The sequence below is a fragment of the Bradyrhizobium agreste genome (assembly GCF_016031625.1).
Classification (GTDB): Bacteria; Pseudomonadota; Alphaproteobacteria; order Rhizobiales; family Xanthobacteraceae; genus Bradyrhizobium; species Bradyrhizobium agreste.
Genome location: NZ_JACCHP010000006.1, coordinates 246,664 through 267,340 on the forward strand (window position 1 = coordinate 246,664; position 20,677 = coordinate 267,340).

Genomic DNA, 20,677 nt, shown 5'->3' on the forward strand with positions numbered 1-20,677 from the left:
TCAGACATGCTCATAGACCGTTCGTCCGCCGACAATGGTGCGCACCACCCGGCCTGTAAAGCGGGCCTCGTCGAACGGGGTGTTCTTGCAGGGCGACTTGAGGTCGGCGGGATCGACCACCCAGGGCACATCGGGGTCGATCACGATGACATCGGCCGGGCTGCCGGCGCGCAGGGTTCCGCCCGACAGGCCGAGCAGCTCGGCGGGACGGGTCGACATCGCGCGGATCAGCGTCTTCAGCTCGATCTCGCCATTATGCACCAGCCGCAGGCCGGCCGGCAGCATGGTCTCAAGCCCGACGGCGCCGGGCGCAGCTTCCGCGAACGGCAGGCGCTTGACCTCGACGTCCTGCGGATTGTGGTCGGACATGATGACGTCGAGCAGGCCGGAGCCGATTGCCGCCACCAGGGCGCGGCGGTCGTCCTCGGTGCGCAGCGGCGGCGACAGCTTCAGGAACGAACGGTAAGGACCGATGTCGTTCTCGTTCAGCGCCAGATGGTTGATCGATACCGAGGCGCTGACGGCGAGTCCGGCGTCGCGGGCGCGCTGGAGGACGTCGAGGGAATCGATGCAGGTGAGCGACGCCGCGTGGTAGCGGCCGCCGGTGAGGGCGACGAGGCGCAGATCGCGCTCCAGCATCACGGCTTCGGCGGCGTTCGGGATGCCGACAAGGCCGAGCCGCGAGGCGAATTCGCCCTCGTTCATCACGCCCTCGCCGACGAGATCGGGGTCCTCGGTGTGATGCACGATCAGCGCGTCGAAATCGCGCGCATAGGTCAGCGCGCGGCGCATCACCTGCGCATTGGTCACGCTTCTGGCGCCATCGCTGAAGGCGACGGCGCCTGCGGCCTTGAGCAGGCCGAACTCGGTCATCTCCTGGCCGTGCATGCCCTTGGTAAGGGCGGCCATCGGCTGGATGTTGACGATCGCGGTGTCGCGGGCACGGCGCATCACGAAATCGACCGTCGCCGAATTGTCGATGACCGGCAAGGTATCGGGCTGGCAGATGATGGTGGTGATGCCGCCGGTCGCGGCCGCCTGGCTCGCGGTGGCAAAGGTCTCGCGGTGGCTGAAGCCGGGCTCGCCGACGAAGGCGCGCATGTCGATCAGGCCGGGTGCGACGATCTTGCCGGAGCAATTGACGATGTCGGTGCCCTCGGGGACGCCGGCAGCGCCGATGCCGCGGCGGGTCTCGCGGATGGTGCCGTCGGCGATCAGGACGTCGCCGACGCCGTCGAAATCCCTGGAGGGATCGACGACGCGGGCATTGGCGAGCAGGATGGGGCGGCGATCGATCAGCATCGGCATCACGCGTTCGGCAGGTTACGGGCAAGCGCTTCCAGCACCGCCATGCGCACCGCCACCCCCATCTCCACCTGCTCGCGGATCAGGGATTGCGCACCGTCGGCGACCGCGGTGTCGATTTCGACGCCGCGGTTCATGGGGCCGGGATGCATCACGAGCGCGTCCGGCTTGGCGTAGGCGAGCTTCTTCTGGTCGAGCCCGAAATAGTGGAAGTATTCGCTCGAGGACGGCACGAAGGAGCCGTTCATGCGCTCGCGCTGCAGCCGCAGCATCATGACGATGTCCGCGCCGTTGAGACCCTCGCGCATGTCGCGCGCGACCTCGACGCCCATCCGCTCGATGCCCGGCGGCAGCAGCGTGGAGGGACCGACGACGCGAACGCGGGCGCCCATGGTGTTGAGCAGGATGATGTTGGAGCGGGCGACGCGCGAATGCAGCACGTCGCCGCAGATCGCGACCACGAGCCCCTCGATACGGCCCTTGTTGCGGCGGATGGTGAGCGCGTCGAGCAGCGCCTGGGTCGGATGCTCGTGCGCGCCGTCGCCGGCATTGATCACGGAACCGTCGACCTTGCGCGCCAGCAGTTCCACCGCGCCGGAGGCGTGATGGCGCATCACCAGGATGTCCGGGTGCATGGCGTTCAGCGTCATGGCAGTGTCGATCAGTGTCTCGCCCTTCTTGATGGACGAGGAGGCCACCGACATGTTCATGACGTCCGCGCCGAGCCGCTTTCCCGCGAGTTCGAACGAGGACTGGGTCCGGGTCGAGGCCTCGAAGAACAGGTTCACCTGCGTCCGTCCGCGCAGGACGGTGCGCTTCTTGTCAACCTGGCGGTTGAGCTCGACATACTCTTCGGACAGGTCGAGGAGGCCGCTGATGTCGGCCGCGGAAAGGCCCTCGATGCCCAGCAAATGCCGGTGGCCGAGGACGAAGGTCGATTTCGATGTCATTAAAAGCAGAGCTATAGGGGCGGACGGCGGGGGGAGCAAGGGGCAAACGGCGGGCGGCGAGTTATCCCCTGATCTGTCTCCCGCACAGTCATTCCGGGATGGCGCGCAAGCGCCAGACCCGGAATCTCGAGATTCCGGGTTCGATGCTTCGCATCGCCCCGGAATGACACTGAAAGACACGTCGTGAAAACAATTCTCTCAATATTTGCGGTAATCGCCAGCCTCTCCTCAGCGGCAGCCCAATCGCTCCCCGGCGACTTCGTCTATCTGCGCGACATCGATCCCAGCATCATCCAGGACATCCGTTACGCCACGTCGAACAATTTCGTCGGCCGTCCGCTCGCCGGCTACGACGCCGGCGAATGCGTGGTGAAGCGCGAGGTCGGGCTGCGGCTGAAAGCGGTGCAGCAGGAGCTGGCCGCACAAAATCTCTCGCTCAAGATGTTCGACTGCTACCGGCCGGCGCGGGCCTCGCTCGACATGGTGAAGTGGTCGCAGAACGGCCGCGAGACCGCGTCGGAGCGGCGCTACAATCCGAAGATTGCGAAGACCGAGCTGTTCCGCCTCGGCTACATTGCCAGCCGCTCGCAGCATTCAACCGGTGCGGCGCTCGATCTGACGCTGGTCGATCTCAGGGCGGACAATTCCGCCAAATATGATCCAACCAAGACCTATGCCGACTGCACGGCGCCGGTCGAAGCGCGGGCGCCGGAGGGCAGCGTCGATATGGGCACGGGTTATGACTGTACCGACCCGAAGGGGCATACCGCCGCAACCTCGATCAATGCGGAGCAGCGTGCCTGGCGCAAGCGGCTGGTGGCTGCGATGGCCAGGCAAGGCTTTGTGAACTATTCGAAGGAGTGGTGGCATTTTTCGCTGCCGGGGGCGGGCGGGGCGGCCTATGATTTCCCGATCCAGCCGCGGCGGAACTGATTCCGCGCCGAGGACGCAAGATGATCCAGCCCACATTTGCGACCCACGAGGTCTTCAACCAGTCGCCGCCATTCGAGGACGTCGATCTTTTCGCCGTGGACCGGCCGCTGGTCGAGGCGGTCAGGGCCAATGGCGGCGCGGCGGCAGAGCGTGAGCTCTCCGAGTTCGGCAGGCACTGGGGCTCGGCGGCGATGGCCGATCGCGGGCGCCTTGCGAACGAGAACACGCCGAAGCTGCGCAGCTTCGACGCCAAGGGCAATCGTCGCGACCAGGTCGAGTTTCATCCGGCCTATCACGAGCTGATGGCGCACAGTGCGCATGCCGGCGTGCACAATTCCACCTGGACCGCGGACGGCAAGCCGGAGGGCGATGGCGCCGAGGTCATTCGTGCCGCAAAGTTCTACATGGCAGCCCAGGTCGAGACCGGCCACCTCTGCCCGATCACGATGACGCGCGCCTCCGTCGGCGCGCTGGCAATGCAGCCCGACTTGCTCGCGCGCCTAATGCCGGTGCTGTCGACCAGGAGCTACGATCCGAGCTTTGCGCCGTGGTGGGAGAAGCGCGGCATGACGCTCGGCATGGGCATGACCGAGAAGCAGGGCGGCACCGACGTGCGCGCCAACATGACGCGTGCGGTGCGCGACGGCGACGGCTATCGCATCACCGGCCACAAATGGTTCATGTCGGCGCCGATGTGCGATGCGTTCCTGGTGGTGGCACAGGCCGAAGGCGGGCTGACCTGTTTCTTCATGCCGCGCTTCGCGCCGGATGGATCGGTCAACGCCATCCAGTTCCAGCGGCTGAAGGACAAGCTCGGCAACCGTTCCAATGCCTCCTCCGAGGTCGAGTTCGTCGGCGCCTATGCCGAAAGGGTCGGCGAGGAGGGCAAGGGCATCCGCACCATCATCCAGATGGTGCAGCTGACGCGACAGGATTGTGCGATCGCCTCCGTGGGCCTGATGCGCTCGGGGCTTGCGCATGCGCTGCACCACGCCCGCCACCGCAGCGTGTTCCAGAAGCATCTGGCCGATCAGCCATTGATGCAGGCCGTGCTGTCGGACATGGCGCTGCATGTGGAGGCGAGCACGGCGCTGGTGATGCGGCTCTGCCGCGCCTTCGACCGCACGCCGCTCGATGCGGCGGAGGCGGCCTATATGCGACTGCTCACGCCCGCGATCAAATACTGGACCTGCAAGAGCGCGCCGCCGTTCCTCTTCGAGGCGATGGAGTGCCTCGGCGGCAACGGCTATGTCGAGGACGGCATTTTGGCGCGGCATTATCGCGAGTCGCCGGTCAACGCGATCTGGGAAGGCTCGGGCAACGTGATGTGCCTCGACGTGCTCCGCGCGCTCTCGCGCGAAGGCGAGGCGGCGATGGCGGTGCTGCAAGCGCTGGCGGCCGAGACCAAGGGGCTGCCGGGGGCGGACGCGGCGGTCAGTTTCATCGGCAAGACGTTTCGGCGCGTCGACGGCGAGCGCGTCGCGCGGCTTGCGGTCGAGAAGCTGGCACTGCTGGCCGCGACCGCGGCGCTCAATGGCGTGTTTCCACACAATGCCGAACTGTTCGCGAGCACGCGTCTTGCGGCCAATCACGCCAGCATGTACGGCGCCGTCGAGCTGGAGAGCGGCGAGGCGCGCGCGCTGCTGGAGCGGGCGCTGCCGTGAGTCTCCAAAACGAAAGCCTCCTGATGGACTCCCTCAATCCCGATCATCCGCCGCTGATTGAGACGGCGGCGACGCCGCGTGTCTGGAAGTTCTGGGGCACGGCGCTGTGGGGCCTCTTCATCTTCGTTGCGATGTTCGTCGGGCAGATCGGTGCCGTGATTGCGCTGGCGGCGCTGCGTGGTCTTCCCATCGACCTGGCCTCGCTTCAGCTCGTCGGCCGCGAACCCCAGACGCTCGCGCTCTCGGTGATCATGGGGCTGCCGGCGACGTTGCTTGCGGTCTGGCTCGCCATTCGCATCAAGAAGGCCTCCTTCGTCGACTATCTCGCGCTGCATTGGCCGTCTTGGAAGCAGCTGCTGTTCGGTGCCGTCGGCCTCATCCTGATCGTGCTGCTCTGGGAGACGATGTCGCGCGCGCTCGGCCGCGAGGCGACGCCGGGCTTCATGACCGATCTGTTGAAATCGGGCCGCGATAAGGGCGCCGCGCTGCTGCTGCTGGCCGCATTCGCGGTGGCGGCGCCGATGTCGGAAGAGGTTCTGGCGCGCGGCTTCCTCTACCGCGGTTGGTCGGCGAGCTTTTTGCGGTCGTCAGGCGCGATCCTGCTGTCGTCGCTGGTCTGGACCGTCGTCCACCTGCAATACGACATGTACTTCCTCGCCGAGGTCTTCACCATCGGCCTGTGGTTCGGCTACATGCGCTACCGCGCCGGATCGCTCTGGCTCACGATCGCGCTGCACGCGCTGAACAATCTGACCGCGGTGGTGCTGACGATGTGGCTGGGGGGCTAGGCCGCCAGCGCGATCGCGATCGGCATCGTGATCGCGGCCAGGATCGTCTGCAGCGTGATGATCTGCGCGAGCAGCGGCGCGTCGCCGCCCATCTGGCGGGCCAGCACATAGGCGCTGGGCGAGGTCGGCACCGCCGCGCAGATCGCGACGATCGCAAGGCTCTCGCCGGACAGGCCGAACCAAACGGCAAGCGCGAGGGCGAGTGCAGGCATCAGCAACAGCTTGAAGCCGACGCCGATCGCGGCGGCGGCGCTCGGGCGCAGCAGGCCTTCCAGATGCAGCCCGGCGCCGGTGACGAGCAGGCCGATGGCGAGCGAGGAACGGCTGAGCGCGTCGGCAACCTCATGCCAGAGCTTTGGCAGCGGCAGATGGGTAACGTTGATGAAGAGCCCGATGGCGCAAGCCCAGATCAGCGGATTGCGGATCACCGTCATGACGATGGCGCGCACCGACTGCTTTTCGGGCGACGCATAGTGCGCGAGCACCGCGACGCTGAACACGTTGACCAGCGGGATGATCGCAACCATCGCCACCGAAGCCAGCGCCAACCCGACATCGCCGAACATGTTGGCGGAGACGGAGAGGGCGACATAGGTCTGCCACCGCGTCGCGCCCTGGAAGATCGACGTGAAGGCGGGGCCGTCGATGTCGAGCCGGGACAGAGCCGGGCGCAATGCGAGGCACAGCAGCGACATCGCCAGCGCCGCCAGCAGCAGCGCGCCGCCGACCCCGGCCATCGGTACCTTCGTGAGGTCCGCCTTCACCAGCGTCTGGATCAGCAGCATCGGAAACAGCACGAAATAAGTCAGCCGCTCCAGCCCGTGCCACTGCGTGTCCAGCCGCATCAGGCTGCGCCTGAGCACCACGCCGAGGACGATGAGGATGAAGACGGGCAGCAGCGCCGCAACGACGACGGCCATGGGATCAGCCGGGTCCTTTGCGCAGGTTTGCCAGGCGATCGAGCGCGCCTTGCAGGATGAAGATCGCGGCGTGCTCGTCGATCACCTCGGCGCGCTTGGCGCGGCTGACGTCCATGCCGATCAGCTCGCGCTCGACCGCCGCGGTCGAGAGGCGCTCGTCCCAGAGACCGATTGGCAGCGCGGTCAGTCCGGCCAGATTTCGCGCGAAGGCGCGGGTCGATTGCGCGCGCGGTCCCTCGCTGCCGTCCATGTTGATGGGCAGGCCGAGCACGAAGCCGACCGCCTTGCGCTCGGCGGCGATGGCAAGCAGCCTGGCGGCGTCGTGCTTGAACTGCTTGCGCAGGATCGTTTCGACACCGGTGGCCAAGCGGCGGTCGGGGTCGGACACGGCAACGCCGATGGTCTTGGTGCCCAGATCGAGCCCGACCAGCGCGCCGCGTTCGGGCCAACGGGTTGCTGCTTCGACCAAGGTGAGGATAAGAGCCGGCATGGATTTAGCGCATATCATGTGTCGCGCTGCAGAGTGAACCCGAAACATGGATGCGCTGACACTATTTGGCCTGTTCGCCGTCACGGCGATGCTGGTCACTTACGCCCTGGAGGATTGCAGCCACTGGTTCGTGCTGCTGTTCGCCGCATCCTGCGCGCTCGGCTCGGCCTACGGCTTCCTTCAGGGCGCCTGGCCCTTCGGTCTCGTCGAGGCGATCTGGTCCCTCGTGGCGCTGCGGCGCTGGTACCTGAAGCCCTAGATCGCCTGAGGGTCGCAAGCAGCGCGCGAAATCGTGATGCATCGATCATGTGTGGGATATCTCACACGGTGACGTTGCAGACCATGGCATGATGCCGCGTCTTTGGTTGCGTGGCAGTCAATATGTAGGTCTAAAGTAGTGTGGGGTTTACGCCCCCCGATTTCCAAAAAAACCGCAGCGACCGGCAGTCTGGCCCGCGCTGCAACCTTGGCGCAATTTTTTGGGCGCCCCGACCACATCCAATACTTGCTCAGTCATATGAGGGTCACGATGCTCATCAAGCCAAGCCTGATCGCGGGCTCAGAACGGCGATTCAAGCAAGCCGAGTTCTCACCTGAAGCCTTGAACCGGAAATTGGGCGACGGTCCGATCGAGATGACCGTCGAAAAGATGCGCCTGCGCCAGCGCCAGCTGCTGGCCGAGACGCAGGACGTGGAGAAGGCCGAGATTGGCCTGGAGCGGATCATCCAGGGCAATGATCTCGACAGCATCAATTATCTCGCCAAGGGGACCGCGGCCTCGCGCTCGGTCTGCCGCATCCAGGTCAGGGATCTCAAGTCGAACCTGCTCGGCTATGGCTCGGGCTTCCTGGTTGGCCCGGGCCTGTTGATGACGAATCATCACGTCTTCGGCAAGCCGGCCGAGGCAGCCAATTCGATCGCCGATTTCAATTATGAGCTCGACGTCTCCGGGCAGGAGCGCGTGCCGGTGCGGTTCGGCTTCGAGCCGGGCAAGTTCTTCTACACCAACGACAGGCTGGATTTTACGGTCGTCGCGGTGGCGCCGACCTCGCTGTCGGGCGGGGAGGAGCTAGAGGACTTCGGATGGTTGCCGCTCAGCGGTGCGCCCGGCAAGGCAGACCCCGGCGAGTACCTCACCATCATCCAGCATCCGAGCGGGCAGATGAAGCAGGTCTGCGTCCGTGAGAACAAGTTGCTCAAATATGTCGGCGACTTCCTCTGGTACAACACCGACACGACGGCGGGATCGTCGGGCTCGCCCGCGTTCAACCGCTTCTGGCAGGTGGTCGCCCTGCATCACAGCGGCGTTCCCCGCAAGGATGCGCAGGGCCGCACCCTGAGCAAGGACGGCAAGGTATGGAAACCGTCGATGGACGAATCCATGATCGACTGGATCGCCAATGAAGGCATCCGGATCAGCGCGATCGTCGCCGATCTCAGGGTTGCCGTCGGCTCCCATCCCCTCATCAAGCCGGTGCTGGACGAGGAGGAGCCGCCGATCCGGCAAGAGAGCGCGAAAGTCCGGCCACCGGCTGCCGCGCCTGCTTTCGGTGCCAATGTCTGGGTCGAGCAGTCCCTCGACGGAACCTCGCTGGTGGTCCCTATCCGCGTGCCCTTGCCGATGTTCAGGAAGGACATTCCGCTCGTGCCGCCGGGACCTGTGGGCGGCAACGGAGGGGCGAAAAACGGCGGCACGCAGAACGGCGGCACGCCTTTGATCACCCCGCCCGCCGGGCTGCTGCCTCACATCAGCGCGAATAACGGCCTGCCGATGGAAGCCGTGCACATCGATCAGAGCACGCTGAAATCGCGTCCCGGATACAAGGCGAACTTCCTTGGCACCGGCAAATTCTCGGTGCCCTTGCCGGAGATTCCGGCCTCCCTCAAATCCAAGATCGCGATGCTCAAGGGCAGCTCCAGGCAATCCGAGCTGAAATATTTCAACTACAGCGTGGTCATGAACAAGGAGCGCCGGCTCGCCTTCTTCAGCTGCGTCAACATAGACGGCGGCAAGCAGCAGGACGTCGGCAAGCGCGAGGGTGATTCCTGGCTGCGCGATCCACGCATCGACGACGATGCCCAGATCGGCGACGAGTTCTACCGCAAGCAGGCCACCTTCGAGGCGGATCGCAGCAAGAATCCGTTCGACCGTGGTCATCTCGTGCGCCGCCTGGATGCGACCTGGGGCGACACCGTTGCCGCAGCCAAGCAGCATGGCGACGATTCCTTCCACTTCACCAATTGCTCGCCCCAGTTCTTCTCGTTCAATCAGGGCAAGCAGCTGTGGGCGGGACTGGAGGATTACACGCGCGATGTCCTGCTCGAAGGCGCGGAGAAGGGCATCGTCATGAATGGTCCGGTATTCGACGGGCCCGACGCCGATGCATCCGATCTGCCCAATCCGGCGGGCCGGCCGCACAAGGATCCGAGCTTCGGCGGCGTTCAAATCCCGAAATATTTCTGGAAGATCCTGATCCGACGCAACGAGGATGACGACGCTCTCAAGGCGGCGGCCTTCCTCATGAGCCAGCGAAAGCTGATCATGGAGATCGATCGCATCCAGGAGATGGATCTGCGCGAGCGGATGTCGGAGGAGGATGTCAGCGTCTTCCAGGTCTCGATCGCGGACCTGACGAGGTTGACCAAGCTGGATTTCGGCAATCTCATTGATGCGGATTCGCACGAGGCGACCTCGGTCGGTCCGCGGCGGATCGAGTCCTACGAGGACATTCGACTCTGAGTAACGCTTCGTTGCGCCAAGCAGCGAAACCGGCGTGAAATTCGGGTGAGGGCAGCGGTGCTCTCTATCGAGACACTGCAAGACCTCACCCAGCTTTCTTTCGCCAGTTACGCGTGTGGCGGTCAGCGGATCGCGATCGGGTTGATCATCGCCTGCACGCCGCCGGTCCAGCGCGGCTGGCCCAGCACGAACAGGAATTCGTAGCCCTTGTCCCGGGCGAGCGCCGCGGTGTCCATGTTCTCGAGGATATAGGTCCCGTTCATCGCGAGCAGGATCTGGTGGACCTCGAATACGGTCTTGCCTTCAAACGGAAGGACCTCGAGCCCCCAGGTGTCGGCGCCGACCGCGACGACGCCCTTGCCGGTGAGGTACTTCGCGCCTTCGACGCCGAGGCCGGGTTCGCCGGCCGAGTAGCGTTTGTCGTCCTTGCCGATCAGGCTGAGCCAGCCGGTGTGGAAGATGACGACATCGCCCTGCCGGATCTCGACGTTCTGCTGCTTGGCGGCTTCCTCGATCTCCTTGACGTTGAAGGCGGTGCCTTCCTTCACCACGTCGGTCTTGAAATAGGCGGCCATGTCGAGCAGCACGCCGCGGGTGACCATCGGCGGCACCTTCTCGATGCCGAGCTTCTTCAAGCCATTGGGATCGGCGAAATCGGCCAGCTTGTTTCCGTTGTAATAGACGTGCTCGATGCCGAGATGGCCGAGCCCGTCGAGCTGGCTGCCGATGCCGACCCAGGTGTCGAGGATGTCGTCGTTGTAGGTCGCCTTGTTGGGGCCGAGACCCGGGCTGCCGGCCTGTCCCGGCTGCACGATGGTGAGCTTGAAGGTGCGCGGAGGGTAGGCAGGCGTCTGCGGTGTGACGGGGATACCGAGGGCGTAGGTCTTGCCGGTCTTCACCAGCGATGCCGCCTTCACCACGAGCTCGGGCGTCATGTAGTTGGCGGCGCCGATCTCGTCGTTCGGCCCCCATTTCGATTTGGTCCAGTCCTGTGCGCTTGCAGTTCCTGAAATCGCCGACAACGCGGCGACGCAGCACAACACGAGCGTATTGCGCATCAATAGTCCTCCCGATGTTTTGGCTTCGTTTTTGGTTTCGCGCTGGCCAGTCACTCATCCTAACGTAGAAGGAGCGCTGGCTTCAAAGCTTTTCGAAGTGCTGCGCTGCGATGGCAGGCGCAGCGCGGATCGATTCAAACGCGATCGATTTGTGACGAATTTCGTGGTGTGGAACGTTGGCGCTCCGTCAGGCTGCGATGACGTCCTCGTCCTTCTTCAGGCAATCGGCAAAACCGCTCAGCGCGCTATATTGATGTCCGGCGCGGCGCTGGATGAAGAGTGTCTCGACACGGGCATGTGACGGGCTCAGCGTGTGGACGGCGACGGCGCCGTTCATCGCGCTGCGTTCCACGACGGCGAGCGGCAGCAGCGTCACGCCCATGTCGGCGGCGACGCAGCCAATCATGCCGTCGAGCGTGCCGAGCTCGAAGCGCGCCGCCGACGGCCAGCCGAACTCGACGAAGATCTGTTCGAGCCGCTGGCGATAGGTGCAGCCAGTGCGGAACACCAGCGCGGTCGGACCCGATTCCGGCGTGCCGGCGCGCAGCTCGGCGAGCGAAGCCCAGCGGCGCGCGCTGACCAGCACCAGCTCTTCGCGGAATGCGCTCGTCGCGGTGAGGTCGTCATGCGTGATGGGCCCTGCGACGAAGGCGCCGTCGAGCGCGCCGTCGAGCACGCTGGCAACGAGGTCGGCGGTCGGCGCGGTGCGCAAGGAAAGGCGCACGGCCGGGAAGCGGCGGTGAAAATCGGCGAGCAGCGGCGGCAGCCGCACCGCGGCCGTGGTCTCCATCGATCCGATCGCGAGCGGTCCTTTCGGCTCGCCATCGTCGCGCGCGGCGAGCAAGGCTTCGCGCGACAGCGCCGCCATCTTTTGCGCATAGGGGAGCAGGCGCTTGCCAGCACCGGTCAGCGTCATGCCGCGCGAGTGCCGCTCGAACAGTGGCGTGCCGATCTCCGCCTCCAGCGCCTTCACCCGCTGGGTGACGTTCGACTGGACCGTGTTGAGCTCTTCGGCGGCGCGGGTGATGCCGCCGGTGCGGGCGACGGCGGCGAAGGTCTTGAAATCGCTGAGTTCCATGGCGTCGTTTCGCTTTCGAGATGGCAGCGTTCACAACAATTCAATTTTCGAGAATGCTAGTCGCGCTTAATCTCGCTGTCCAGATCGGGGAGGAGCCAAGCCGATGACGACGTCGCTGACCACGCTGCTGGCGATCGAGCATCCGATCCTGCTGGCGCCGATGGATGTCATCGCCGGCAGCCGTCTGGTCGCGGCGGTGAGCCGCGCCGGCGGGTTCGGCATTCTCGGCGGCGGCTACGGCGAGCGGGTGTGGCTGGAGCAGGAGACGGCGAAGCTCGCCGACCTCAGTGCACCGTTCGGGGTCGGCTTCATCACCTGGAGCCTCGCCAAACGGCCCGAGCTTCTCGACGTCGCGCTCGCGGCAAAACCAGATGCGATCATGTTGTCGTTCGGCGATCCCGCGCCGTTCGCGCCCAAGATCAAGTCCGCCGGCGCGCGCCTGATCTGCCAGGTTCAGGATGAAGCGATGGCGCGGCAGGCGCTCGATGCCGGTGCCGACATCCTGATCGCGCAAGGTACCGAGGCGGGCGGTCATGGCGCTTCGCGCACCACCGTCGACCTCGTGCCCGCCATTGTCGATCTCGCCGCGGGGCGCGTTCCCGTGGTGGCGGCCGGCGGCATCGCGGACGGGCGCGGCCTCGCTGCCATGATGATGCTGGGCGCGAGCGGCGTGCTGCTCGGCACGCGCTTCTATGCCAGCCAGGAGGCCGACGGCGCGGAGGAGGCCAAGCGCCGCATCTGCGTGGCGCACTCCGGTTCGACCGTGCGCGGCATCATCTTCGATCTCTCCCGCAACAATGTCTGGCCGGCGCCGTTCACCGGGCGGTGCCTGGTCAACGATCATGCGCAGCGCTGGATCGGCCGTGAGGTCGAGCTGATGCAGAATGTCGCTACGGTCGCGGCCGAGTATGCGGCGGCAAAGGCGGCGGGCAATTTCGATGTCGCGGCCGTGATCGCGGGCGAGGCGGTTGGGTTGATTCATGATATCCCACCGGCGGCCGAGATCGTCGAGCGGATTGCGGCGGAGGCGGAGCAGCTTCTTGTTGGGCGGCGTAACTCCGCGACGGCGCCGCAGAATCTTTCACCCTCCCCTGGAGGGGGAGGGTCGCTGCGCATGTAGCGAAGCGAAATGCGTGGCGGGGTGGGGTGATCTCTCCACTCGGGCACTGTTCGTGTGGAGAGATCACCCCACCCCGCTCGCGCTTCGCGCGATCGACCCTCCCCCTCCAGGGGAGGGTAAGGAAAACGAGAGAGAACAACCATGTGGCCTGACCGTCGACTGATCGACCTGTTCAAGACCGAATTCCCGATCGTGCTGGCGCCGATGGCGGGCGTGATGGATGCGGAGCTGGTGATCGCGGCTGCGCAGGGCGGCGCGCTGGGGTCGCTGCCGTGTGCGATGATCTCGCCGGACAAGGCACGCGAGCAGGTTGGCCTCATTCGCCAGCGCGTCAAGGCGCCGGTCAACATGAACTTCTTCTGCCACACTCCGCTCGAGCTGACGCGCGAAGCCGAGGCGCGGTGGAAGCAGCGCCTTGCGGGCTACTACTCCGAGCATGGTCTCGATCCCTCGGCGCCGATCACGGCTGCGAACCGCGCGCCGTTCGATGCGGCGTTCTGCGAGGTGGTCGAGGCGCTGAGGCCGGAGGTCGTCAGCTTCCATTTCGGCCTGCCGGAGCAGGCGCTCCTCAATCGGGTGAAGGCAGCCGGCTGCCTCGTCATCTCGTCGGCGACGACGGTGAACGAGGCGGTCTGGCTGGAAGAGCGCGGCGTCGATGCCGTGATCGCGCAAGGTGCGGAAGCGGGCGGCCATCGCGGCATGTTCCTGACCGACAAGATCGCCGGGCAGCCCGGCACCTTCGCGCTGGTGCCGCAGGTCGTCGATGCCGTGAAGGTGCCGGTGATCGCGGCGGGCGGCATCGCCGATGGGCGTGGCATTGCCGCGGCCTTTTCACTCGGCGCCTCCGGCGTGCAGATCGGCACCGCCTATCTGCGCTGCCCGGAGTCCAAGGTCAGCGCGGGCGGTCGCAAGGCGCTGGCCGAGGCCGACGACGAATCCACCGTCATCACCAACGTCATGACCGGCCGGCCTGCGCGCGGGGTGCAGAACCGACTGATGCGCGAGGCCGGCCCGATCTCGCCGGATGCGCCGCCGTTTCCTCACGCCGCGACGGCGTTGGGGCCGCTGAAGGCGGCTGCCGAAAAGCAGGGCAGGGTGGATTTCACCAACCTCTGGGCAGGGCAGGCCGTTGCGCTGGGCCGCGAGCTCCCCGCCGCCGAATTGACCCGGGATCTCGCCAAATCGGCGCTGGGGCGCATGAAGGCCCTCGCCGGATAGGGGGAAGCGCCGGTTGCGGCGCAAAACCGGCCTCTGCTATACGGCACATAGGTTTTGCCGTAAGAGGCCTTATATAATGTCCGTCGACGCCGCTACCGTCCGCCGCATCGCGCATCTGGCGCGCATCGCGGTTTCCGAGGACGAGGTTCCGCATCTGCAGGGCGAGCTCAACGCCATGCTCGCTTTCGTCGAGCAGCTCTCGGAAGTCAATGTCGAGGGCGTGGAGCCGATGACCTCGGTCACCCCGATGCAGATGAAGAAGCGGCAGGACGTGGTCGATGACGGCGAGATCGCCGACGATATCGTTGCCAACGCGCCCGCGACCGAAGGCCACTTCTTCCTGGTGCCGAAGGTCGTTGAATAAACAGGTTGGGTCCGATGTGCCTGCTTTGCGACGATGAGAAGGCCTATCAGGCCTACATGAACTACCTCGACAAGATGGAGCGGCAGGGCAAGGCTGCCGATCCCAACGTCGCCGTCAATGCCGTGCTCGACGAGATCGAGGCGGCCGCGAAAGCCGCCGCCCAAAAAGACGACCCGGCCAACGACAAGACCCTGTCTCCGTTCTTCTGCAGCCCGATCAATAAATGACCGATTTGACATCGCTGACGCTCGCCGAGGCCCGCAAGGGTCTTTCGGCAAAAACTTTCACGTCGCTCGAGCTCACGGATGCGCATCTTTCCGCGATCGAAGCTGCGCGCGTGCTCAACGCCTTCGTGATGGAGACGCCGGACCAGGCGCGCGACATGGCCAAGGCCGCGGACCAGAAGATCGCCAAAGGCGAGGGCGGCCTGCTCGCCGGCATCCCGCTCGGCATCAAGGACCTGTTCGCGACCAAGGGCGTGCGCACCACGGCTTGCTCGAAGATCCTCGGCAATTTCGTGCCGACCTATGAGTCCACCGTTACCTCGCAGCTCTGGCGCGACGGCGCGGTGATGCTCGGCAAGCTCAACAATGACGAGTTCGCGATGGGCTCGGCCAACGAGACCTCGTGCTTCGGTCCCGTCGGCAATCCCTGGCGGCGCGAGGGGAGCAACACGACGCTGGTGCCGGGCGGCTCGTCCGGCGGCTCGGCCTCGGCCGTGGCGGCGCTGCTCTGCATGGGCGCGACCGCGACCGACACCGGCGGCTCGATCCGCCAGCCGGCCGCGTTCACCGCGACCGTCGGCATCAAGCCGACCTATGGCCGCTGCTCGCGCTGGGGCATCGTCGCCTTTGCCTCCTCGCTCGACCAGGCAGGTCCGATCGCGCGCAGCGTACGCGATGCCGCGATGCTGCTGCGCTCGATGGCCGGACACGATCCGAAGGACACGACGTCGGTCGATATCCCCGTGCCGGATTACGAGGCGGCGATCGGCAAGTCCGTGAAGGGCATGAAGATCGGCATTCCCAAGGAGTATCGCCTCGACGGCATGCCGGCCGAGATCGAGAAGCTGTGGGAAGCGGGCGCGGCGTGGCTGAAGGCGGCCGGTGCCGAGCTCATCGAGGTGTCGCTACCCCACACCAAATACGCGCTGCCGGCCTATTATATCGTGGCGCCGGCGGAGGCTTCGTCGAACCTCGCGCGCTACGACGGCGTGCGCTACGGCCTGCGCGAGCAGGGTAAGAACATCATCGAGCTCTACGAGAACACCCGCGCCGAAGGCTTTGGGGCAGAGGTGCGCCGCCGCGTCATGATCGGCACCTACGTGCTCTCGGCCGGCTATTACGACGCCTATTACCTGCGCGCCCAGAAGGTGCGCACGCTGATCAAGAAGGACTTCGAGGACTGCTTCGCCAGGGGCGTCGACGCGATCCTCACCCCCGCGACGCCGTCGGCGGCCTTCGGCATCGGCGAGAAGGGCGGCGCCGATCCGGTCGAGATGTATCTCAACGACATCTTCACGGTGACCGTGAACATGGCGGGCCTGCCGGGCATCGCGGTGCCCGCCGGCAAGGACGCGCAGGGGCTGCCGCTCGGGCTGCAACTGATCGGCCGTCCGTTCGATGAGGAGACGCTGTTCTCGCTCGGCGAGGTGATCGAGCAGGCCGCCGGCCGCTTCACGCCCGCGAGGTGGTGGTGAATGTCGCCGATTTCATCGCGAGCCTCGGCGGCGCGGCGCCCGCGCCGGACTTGAGCGCGCCGCTCGCCGGCCTCTGGTGGGCGGCGAAGGGCGATTGGGACCGCGCGCACAGGATCGTCCAGGACGAGAGCAGCCGCGAGGCGGCCTGGGTGCATGCCTACCTGCACCGCGTCGAAGGCGATCTCGGCAATGCCGGCTATTGGTATCGCCAGGCCGGCCAGCCCGCGGCAAAGGATTCATTGGAAGCGGAGTGGCAGCGGATCGCTGCCACGCTGCTCGGGAGCAGGACATGAGCACGGCCACGCACAAGCTTCTCAAGGGCTCAACCGGTGACTGGGAGATGGTCATCGGCATGGAGATCCACGCCCAAGTGACCTCGAACGCGAAACTGTTCTCGGGCGCGTCCACCGCCTTCGGCGGCGAGCCGAACAGCCACGTGTCGCTGGTCGATGCCGCGATGCCGGGCATGCTGCCCGTCATCAACGAGGAATGCGTCAGACAGGCTGTCCGGACCGGGCTCGGCCTCAACGCGAAGATCAACTTGCGCTCGGTGTTCGACCGCAAGAACTATTTCTATCCGGACCTGCCGCAGGGCTACCAGATCAGCCAGTACAAATCGCCTATCGTGGGCGAGGGCGAGGTGATCATCGATCTCGACGGCGGCAAGACGGCCACGATCGGTATCGAGCGGCTGCATCTGGAGCAGGATCCCGGCAAGATGCTGCACGACCGCTCGCCGTCGCTGTCCTACATCGATTTCAACCGCTGTGGCGTGGCGCTGATGGAGATCGTCTCCAAGCCTGATATCCGCGACGCCGAGCAGGCCAAGGCCTATGTGACCAAGCTGCGCTCGATCATGCGCTATCTCGGCACCTGTGACGGCGACATGGAGAAGGGATCCTTGCGCGCCGACGTCAATGTCTCCGTGCGCAGGCCCGGCGGGCCGCTCGGCACCCGCTGCGAGATCAAGAACATGAACTCGATCGCCTTCATCGGCCAGGCGATCGAATACGAAGCGCGGCGCCAGATCGAGATCCTAGAGGATGGTGGGCAGATCGAGCAGGAGACGCGCCGGTTCGATCCCAACAAGGGCGAGACGCGCTCGATGCGGTCGAAGGAAGAGGCGCACGACTATCGCTACTTCCCCGACCCCGACCTGTTGCCGCTGGAGTTCGGCCAGGAATTCGTCGACGCGCTGAAGGCGAAGCTGCCGGAGCTGCCGGACCAGAAGAAGGCGCGCTTCGTCGCCGATTTCGGCCTGTCGGCCTATGATGCGAGCGTGCTGGTCGCCGAGCGCGAGAGCGCGCTGTTCTACGAGACGGTGCTCGACAAGCTGGCGAGCCGCGCCCGCGACGGCAAGATGGCGGCGAACTGGGTCATCAACGAGCTGTTCGGCCGTCTCAACAAGGAAGGCCGGGATATTATGGCCTCGCCCGTCAATGCCGGGCAGCTGGCTGCGATCATCGACCTGATCGGCGAGGGCACGATCTCGGGCAAGATCGCCAAGGATCTGTTCGAGATCGTCTGGCAGGAAGGCGGCGATCCCCGCGCGCTGGTCGAAAGCCGCGGCATGAAGCAAGTCACCGACCTTTCGGCGATCGAAAAGGTGGTCGACGACATCATCGCGGCCAATCCCGACAAGGCGGCGCAGGTGAAGGACAAGCCGCAATCGCTCGGCTGGTTCGTCGGCCAGGTGATGAAGGCGTCCGGCGGCAAGGCCAACCCGCAGAGCGTCAACGAACTGCTCAAGTCCAAGCTCGGCGTCTAAGCCTTGCGCATTCGAACGAGGTGACGGACACGTCTCGTCACCTCGCCTTGGCTCTCGGTGCGACGCTCGCGCGCATCCTCCAACGGCCAACTCCATCCCGATCGACGGCGACGCGGCGGCCGAATCGCCGCCGCGCGATTCGCCCGAAACGGCGGCTTGAACGCGCTTCCGCGAGCGCCTGCGCCGTTAAGCATGAAAATATTTTCGTTGCCAAAAGTCGCGACTCAGAGTCCGCGAAGCGCTTTCGCGAGGCGATCGCGCGATTGTCGATGCGCATCGTCGCGTTGATCGTGCGCGATGCGCGCGTGCGAAAAAATACTTGCTGCATAGTGTTTTCGTGCAATCGCATCGTTCGCGAACGTCGATGATGCGAGCACTCTGCATGATCGCAAGTGCACGTCGCACGAAGCGCCTGCGTCGCGCCCGCCAAGCGCAGGCGCCTTGCTGCGTCAACACTTCTTTAAGCGAGAAGCTGTTTTTTTCTTCGTGTTGGTGTATTCGGGATGAAGTGCATTCGATCCCCGAATGCACGCAGCGATTAAAGCCATCTCACACATCGGAGGGCAACATGGCCAAGAAAGCGAAGAAGGCGAAGAAGGCGAAGAGCGCAGTGAAGAAGACTGCGAAGAAGACCCGCAAGGTCGCGAAGAAGAAGAAGTAACTTCGCTTCTGAAGTTGCCGGCTCCAGATAGCCGGCACGTCATCAGCACCTCCTAGAGGTTCTGGTCGACGATAGAGGGTGTCGGCGAGACATCAGGTCAACGGTCGGACCGTTCTCTTTCGCGGTCCGGCAGAAGAAACGAGTTTTCTTCGTTCGGTGCGGTTCTCTTCAAAGGGCTCCGCAATTTCACGACAGGCCTTCGGGCCGAAGTGGAATCTGGTCCTGACGTGTTCGCCGACGCCCTCGTTCACTTGAAGCCGGGGCATTGCCGGCATTCCTTTCCTCCCGACATTGCTGATCTGATTGACGTCGCCGCGCGGACGTCTTTGCTCTGTCTGCCGGCAGGCGAGGGGCTGCGCCTTCATTGCACTGTTCGCACGCCGCACCTCCATTCGCGGGTCATCGCCCGGCTCCGACCGGGCAATCCAGTACGCCGCGGCTTCTCGGGGGGCGATTGCGGCCGCTGGAATACTGGGTCACCCGCCTGCCGCCTTCGCCGAAGCTTCGGCGGCCCGAGACCGCATGGCCCGGCGAAGCCCTGGCGTAGCCGAGGTCGCGCGTGGCGACAGTTGGAGGGAAGCAATCACAGGACCCGCGCCACCGCGCGCGATGGTTATCGATGTCCTGAAATCCCAGGGTAAACCGAAGCTGACAAATGACAGAAGTGCCTGCGAATCAGGGGCTTCTTGAATTCTTGGCGCAGGAGACGCGCGCCCGCGTTTACGTCTGCTTCATCGCGATACTTAAACTGCCATTCAAATTTGCCCGCCATCATCGCCTCCAACGAGCCGGCAAACGGCGATGGGGAAGAGTTGAACAGTGCACGATCCCCGGAAGGGTCATGCACATCAGAGTTGGACGGGAGCCGCGCTCGGGGGACGAGGCGGCACAAGAACAAAGGGGATGCGTGATGTTTCAGGGTACTTTCGATCTGGAGACGGCAACGCCGGTCGATGCGAGCGCGCTGTCGGACGTGCTGTTCGAGCGCGGTATCTATTGGGCGAGCGGCCGCTCCGGCATCGTCGATCTCGTCGCCGCGCACAAATGGTTCAATCTCGCCGCGCTGAAGGGCCGCAAGGACGCCGTGGCGCTGCGCCAGGAAATTGCCGGACAGATGTCGGACGCCGAGATCTCGGTCGCGCAGCGCGAGGCGAGGGCCTGGGTCTGTGCGCACTGAGGTGAGAATCGCCTCTGACCCGTATTCGCAGGGGAGAGGCCCGGTTGCGCTGAAGCAAGTCTCTTCGTCATGCCGCCGCCTAAAATCCGACGGCATGAGCAACCAGGCTACGAATGGACGATGGCTGCCGATTCAGATCGCTCCCGACGAGTGCGACCTGGAGCTCGGGCGCCTGCACAAAACAGGAATTGTGCCCTGGTCCTTTCCATGCCGGCGCAAGGGCGGCATCTGGTTCAATGTCTGGGCCGGTGAGGCCGTGCTGATATCGCCCTCGCATTGGCGGGTTTGGTGATCCGGCATTTAGGTGGGCGCCCGCCTATACAAGGAGCCCGCGAATCGCGCGGGGCTCGCCGCGCTCATCCTTGCGCTGAACTTGCGTATCGGGTTCGCGCCGTCGCTTTCCGCTGAACGTGCGCAGAGACCTTGATTGTGCGTCCGCGATTGCTTGAGCGGCCCGAGACATAGGTGACATTTCGTACCGGACACATGGGTTACACTTTCCGCTTTTGTTCTGCGGGAGGTGTAGATGCCGTGGAAAGCGAGTTCGGTGATGGATGAGCGCCTGCGGTTTGTCGCCCGGCTGTTGGACGGCGAGGCAATGACGGACGTATGCCGGGAGTTCGGCATATCGCGGAAGACCGGCTACAAGATCTTTGGCCGGTACAAGGAACACGGGCTCGAGGCCCTGACGGACCGGTCGCGACGGCCGGTGCGCTACGCCAACCAGCTGCCGCAGCAGCTCGA

20 protein-coding genes are annotated in these 20,677 nt (G+C 65.0%); 14 read left to right on the forward strand and 6 right to left on the reverse strand.

Translation table 11 applies throughout. The annotated features are described in order from the left end of the window. Positions 1-1,302: a dihydroorotase gene (locus HZZ13_RS11430; protein ID WP_197959732.1), complete on the reverse strand. Its 1,302-nt coding sequence runs from the start codon at positions 1,300-1,302 to the stop codon at positions 1-3. 5 nt (positions 1,303-1,307) lie between these two features. After that, positions 1,308-2,255 carry an aspartate carbamoyltransferase catalytic subunit gene (locus HZZ13_RS11435; protein WP_197952821.1) on the reverse strand — a complete coding sequence of 316 codons (948 nt, stop codon included), beginning with the start codon at positions 2,253-2,255 and terminating at the stop codon, positions 1,308-1,310. 183 nt (positions 2,256-2,438) lie between these two features. Between HZZ13_RS11435 and HZZ13_RS11440 the strand changes: the two genes are divergently transcribed. From HZZ13_RS11440 to HZZ13_RS11450, 3 genes are read left to right on the forward strand one after another with little or no spacing between them, the layout of a single operon-like run. Beyond that, the gene (locus HZZ13_RS11440) at positions 2,439-3,188 is read left to right on the forward strand and encodes a M15 family metallopeptidase (protein ID WP_311972625.1); all 750 of its coding nucleotides are present in this window, start codon (positions 2,439-2,441) and stop codon (positions 3,186-3,188) included. 20 nt (positions 3,189-3,208) lie between these two features. Further along, positions 3,209-4,852, forward strand: coding sequence for an acyl-CoA dehydrogenase family protein (locus HZZ13_RS11445; protein ID WP_197959701.1), 1,644 nt, complete (start codon positions 3,209-3,211; stop codon positions 4,850-4,852). A gap of 23 nt (positions 4,853-4,875) precedes the next feature. Continuing rightward, on the forward strand, positions 4,876-5,640 hold the full coding sequence (locus HZZ13_RS11450) for a CPBP family intramembrane glutamic endopeptidase (protein WP_197959734.1): 765 nt from the start codon (positions 4,876-4,878) through the stop codon (positions 5,638-5,640). Here the strand turns inward: HZZ13_RS11450 and HZZ13_RS11455 are convergent. Together HZZ13_RS11455 and ruvX are read right to left on the reverse strand one after the other, a co-directional pair. Continuing rightward, positions 5,637-6,560, reverse strand: coding sequence for an AEC family transporter (locus HZZ13_RS11455; RefSeq protein ID WP_197959702.1), 924 nt, complete (start codon positions 6,558-6,560; stop codon positions 5,637-5,639). The genes HZZ13_RS11450 and HZZ13_RS11455 overlap by 4 nt on opposite strands. A gap of 4 nt (positions 6,561-6,564) precedes the next feature. Then, positions 6,565-7,050: a Holliday junction resolvase RuvX gene (ruvX, locus tag HZZ13_RS11460; RefSeq protein WP_197959703.1), complete on the reverse strand. Its 486-nt coding sequence runs from the start codon at positions 7,048-7,050 to the stop codon at positions 6,565-6,567. A 46-nt stretch (positions 7,051-7,096) separates the two neighbouring features. Between ruvX and HZZ13_RS11465 the strand changes: the two genes are divergently transcribed. Both HZZ13_RS11465 and HZZ13_RS11470 read left to right on the forward strand, forming a co-directional pair. Continuing rightward, positions 7,097-7,309, forward strand: a complete 213-nt coding sequence (locus HZZ13_RS11465) for a hypothetical protein (RefSeq protein WP_197959704.1) — start codon at positions 7,097-7,099, stop codon at positions 7,307-7,309. Between the two features lie 270 nt (positions 7,310-7,579). Continuing rightward, positions 7,580-9,790, forward strand: a complete 2,211-nt coding sequence (locus tag HZZ13_RS11470) for a DNA/RNA non-specific endonuclease (RefSeq protein WP_197959705.1) — start codon at positions 7,580-7,582, stop codon at positions 9,788-9,790. 122 nt (positions 9,791-9,912) lie between these two features. Here HZZ13_RS11470 and HZZ13_RS11475 read toward each other — a convergent pair whose 3' ends face one another. Both HZZ13_RS11475 and HZZ13_RS11480 read right to left on the reverse strand, forming a co-directional pair. Continuing rightward, positions 9,913-10,848 (reverse strand): cyclase family protein, encoded by a 936-nt coding sequence (locus HZZ13_RS11475; protein WP_197959706.1) that lies wholly within the window; start codon positions 10,846-10,848, stop codon positions 9,913-9,915. Positions 10,849-11,035: 187 nt separating this feature from the next. Continuing rightward, entirely contained in the window at positions 11,036-11,926 is an 891-nt protein-coding gene (locus tag HZZ13_RS11480; RefSeq protein WP_197959707.1) for a LysR family transcriptional regulator, read from the reverse strand. Between the two features lie 103 nt (positions 11,927-12,029). Between HZZ13_RS11480 and HZZ13_RS11485 the strand changes: the two genes are divergently transcribed. From HZZ13_RS11485 to HZZ13_RS11525, 9 genes are all read left to right on the forward strand, one after another. Beyond that, the gene (locus HZZ13_RS11485; RefSeq protein WP_197959708.1) at positions 12,030-13,046 is read left to right on the forward strand and encodes an NAD(P)H-dependent flavin oxidoreductase; all 1,017 of its coding nucleotides are present in this window, start codon (positions 12,030-12,032) and stop codon (positions 13,044-13,046) included. Positions 13,047-13,187: 141 nt separating this feature from the next. After that, positions 13,188-14,264: an NAD(P)H-dependent flavin oxidoreductase gene (locus HZZ13_RS11490; protein WP_197959709.1), complete on the forward strand. Its 1,077-nt coding sequence runs from the start codon at positions 13,188-13,190 to the stop codon at positions 14,262-14,264. Positions 14,265-14,340: 76 nt separating this feature from the next. Then, the gene (gene gatC, locus HZZ13_RS11495) at positions 14,341-14,628 is read left to right on the forward strand and encodes an Asp-tRNA(Asn)/Glu-tRNA(Gln) amidotransferase subunit GatC (protein WP_128265297.1); all 288 of its coding nucleotides are present in this window, start codon (positions 14,341-14,343) and stop codon (positions 14,626-14,628) included. A gap of 14 nt (positions 14,629-14,642) precedes the next feature. Beyond that, entirely contained in the window at positions 14,643-14,855 is a 213-nt protein-coding gene (locus HZZ13_RS11500) for a hypothetical protein (protein WP_197959710.1), read from the forward strand. After that, positions 14,852-16,327: an Asp-tRNA(Asn)/Glu-tRNA(Gln) amidotransferase subunit GatA gene (gene gatA, locus HZZ13_RS11505; protein WP_197959711.1), complete on the forward strand. Its 1,476-nt coding sequence runs from the start codon at positions 14,852-14,854 to the stop codon at positions 16,325-16,327. The genes HZZ13_RS11500 and gatA overlap by 4 nt, the downstream gene beginning before the upstream one ends. Further along, the gene (locus HZZ13_RS11510) at positions 16,318-16,620 is read left to right on the forward strand and encodes a hypothetical protein (RefSeq protein WP_197959712.1); all 303 of its coding nucleotides are present in this window, start codon (positions 16,318-16,320) and stop codon (positions 16,618-16,620) included. The genes gatA and HZZ13_RS11510 overlap by 10 nt, the downstream gene beginning before the upstream one ends. Next, positions 16,617-18,095 (forward strand): Asp-tRNA(Asn)/Glu-tRNA(Gln) amidotransferase subunit GatB, encoded by a 1,479-nt coding sequence (gene gatB / locus HZZ13_RS11515; RefSeq protein WP_197959713.1) that lies wholly within the window; start codon positions 16,617-16,619, stop codon positions 18,093-18,095. The genes HZZ13_RS11510 and gatB overlap by 4 nt, the downstream gene beginning before the upstream one ends. Before the next feature lie 1,571 nt (positions 18,096-19,666). Continuing rightward, positions 19,667-19,933, forward strand: a complete 267-nt coding sequence (locus HZZ13_RS11520) for a hypothetical protein (RefSeq protein ID WP_197952834.1) — start codon at positions 19,667-19,669, stop codon at positions 19,931-19,933. 526 nt (positions 19,934-20,459) lie between these two features. Beyond that, positions 20,460-20,677, forward strand: a 218-nt coding sequence (locus tag HZZ13_RS11525) for a helix-turn-helix domain-containing protein (protein ID WP_197959714.1), incomplete at its 3' end; no start/stop codon positions are given.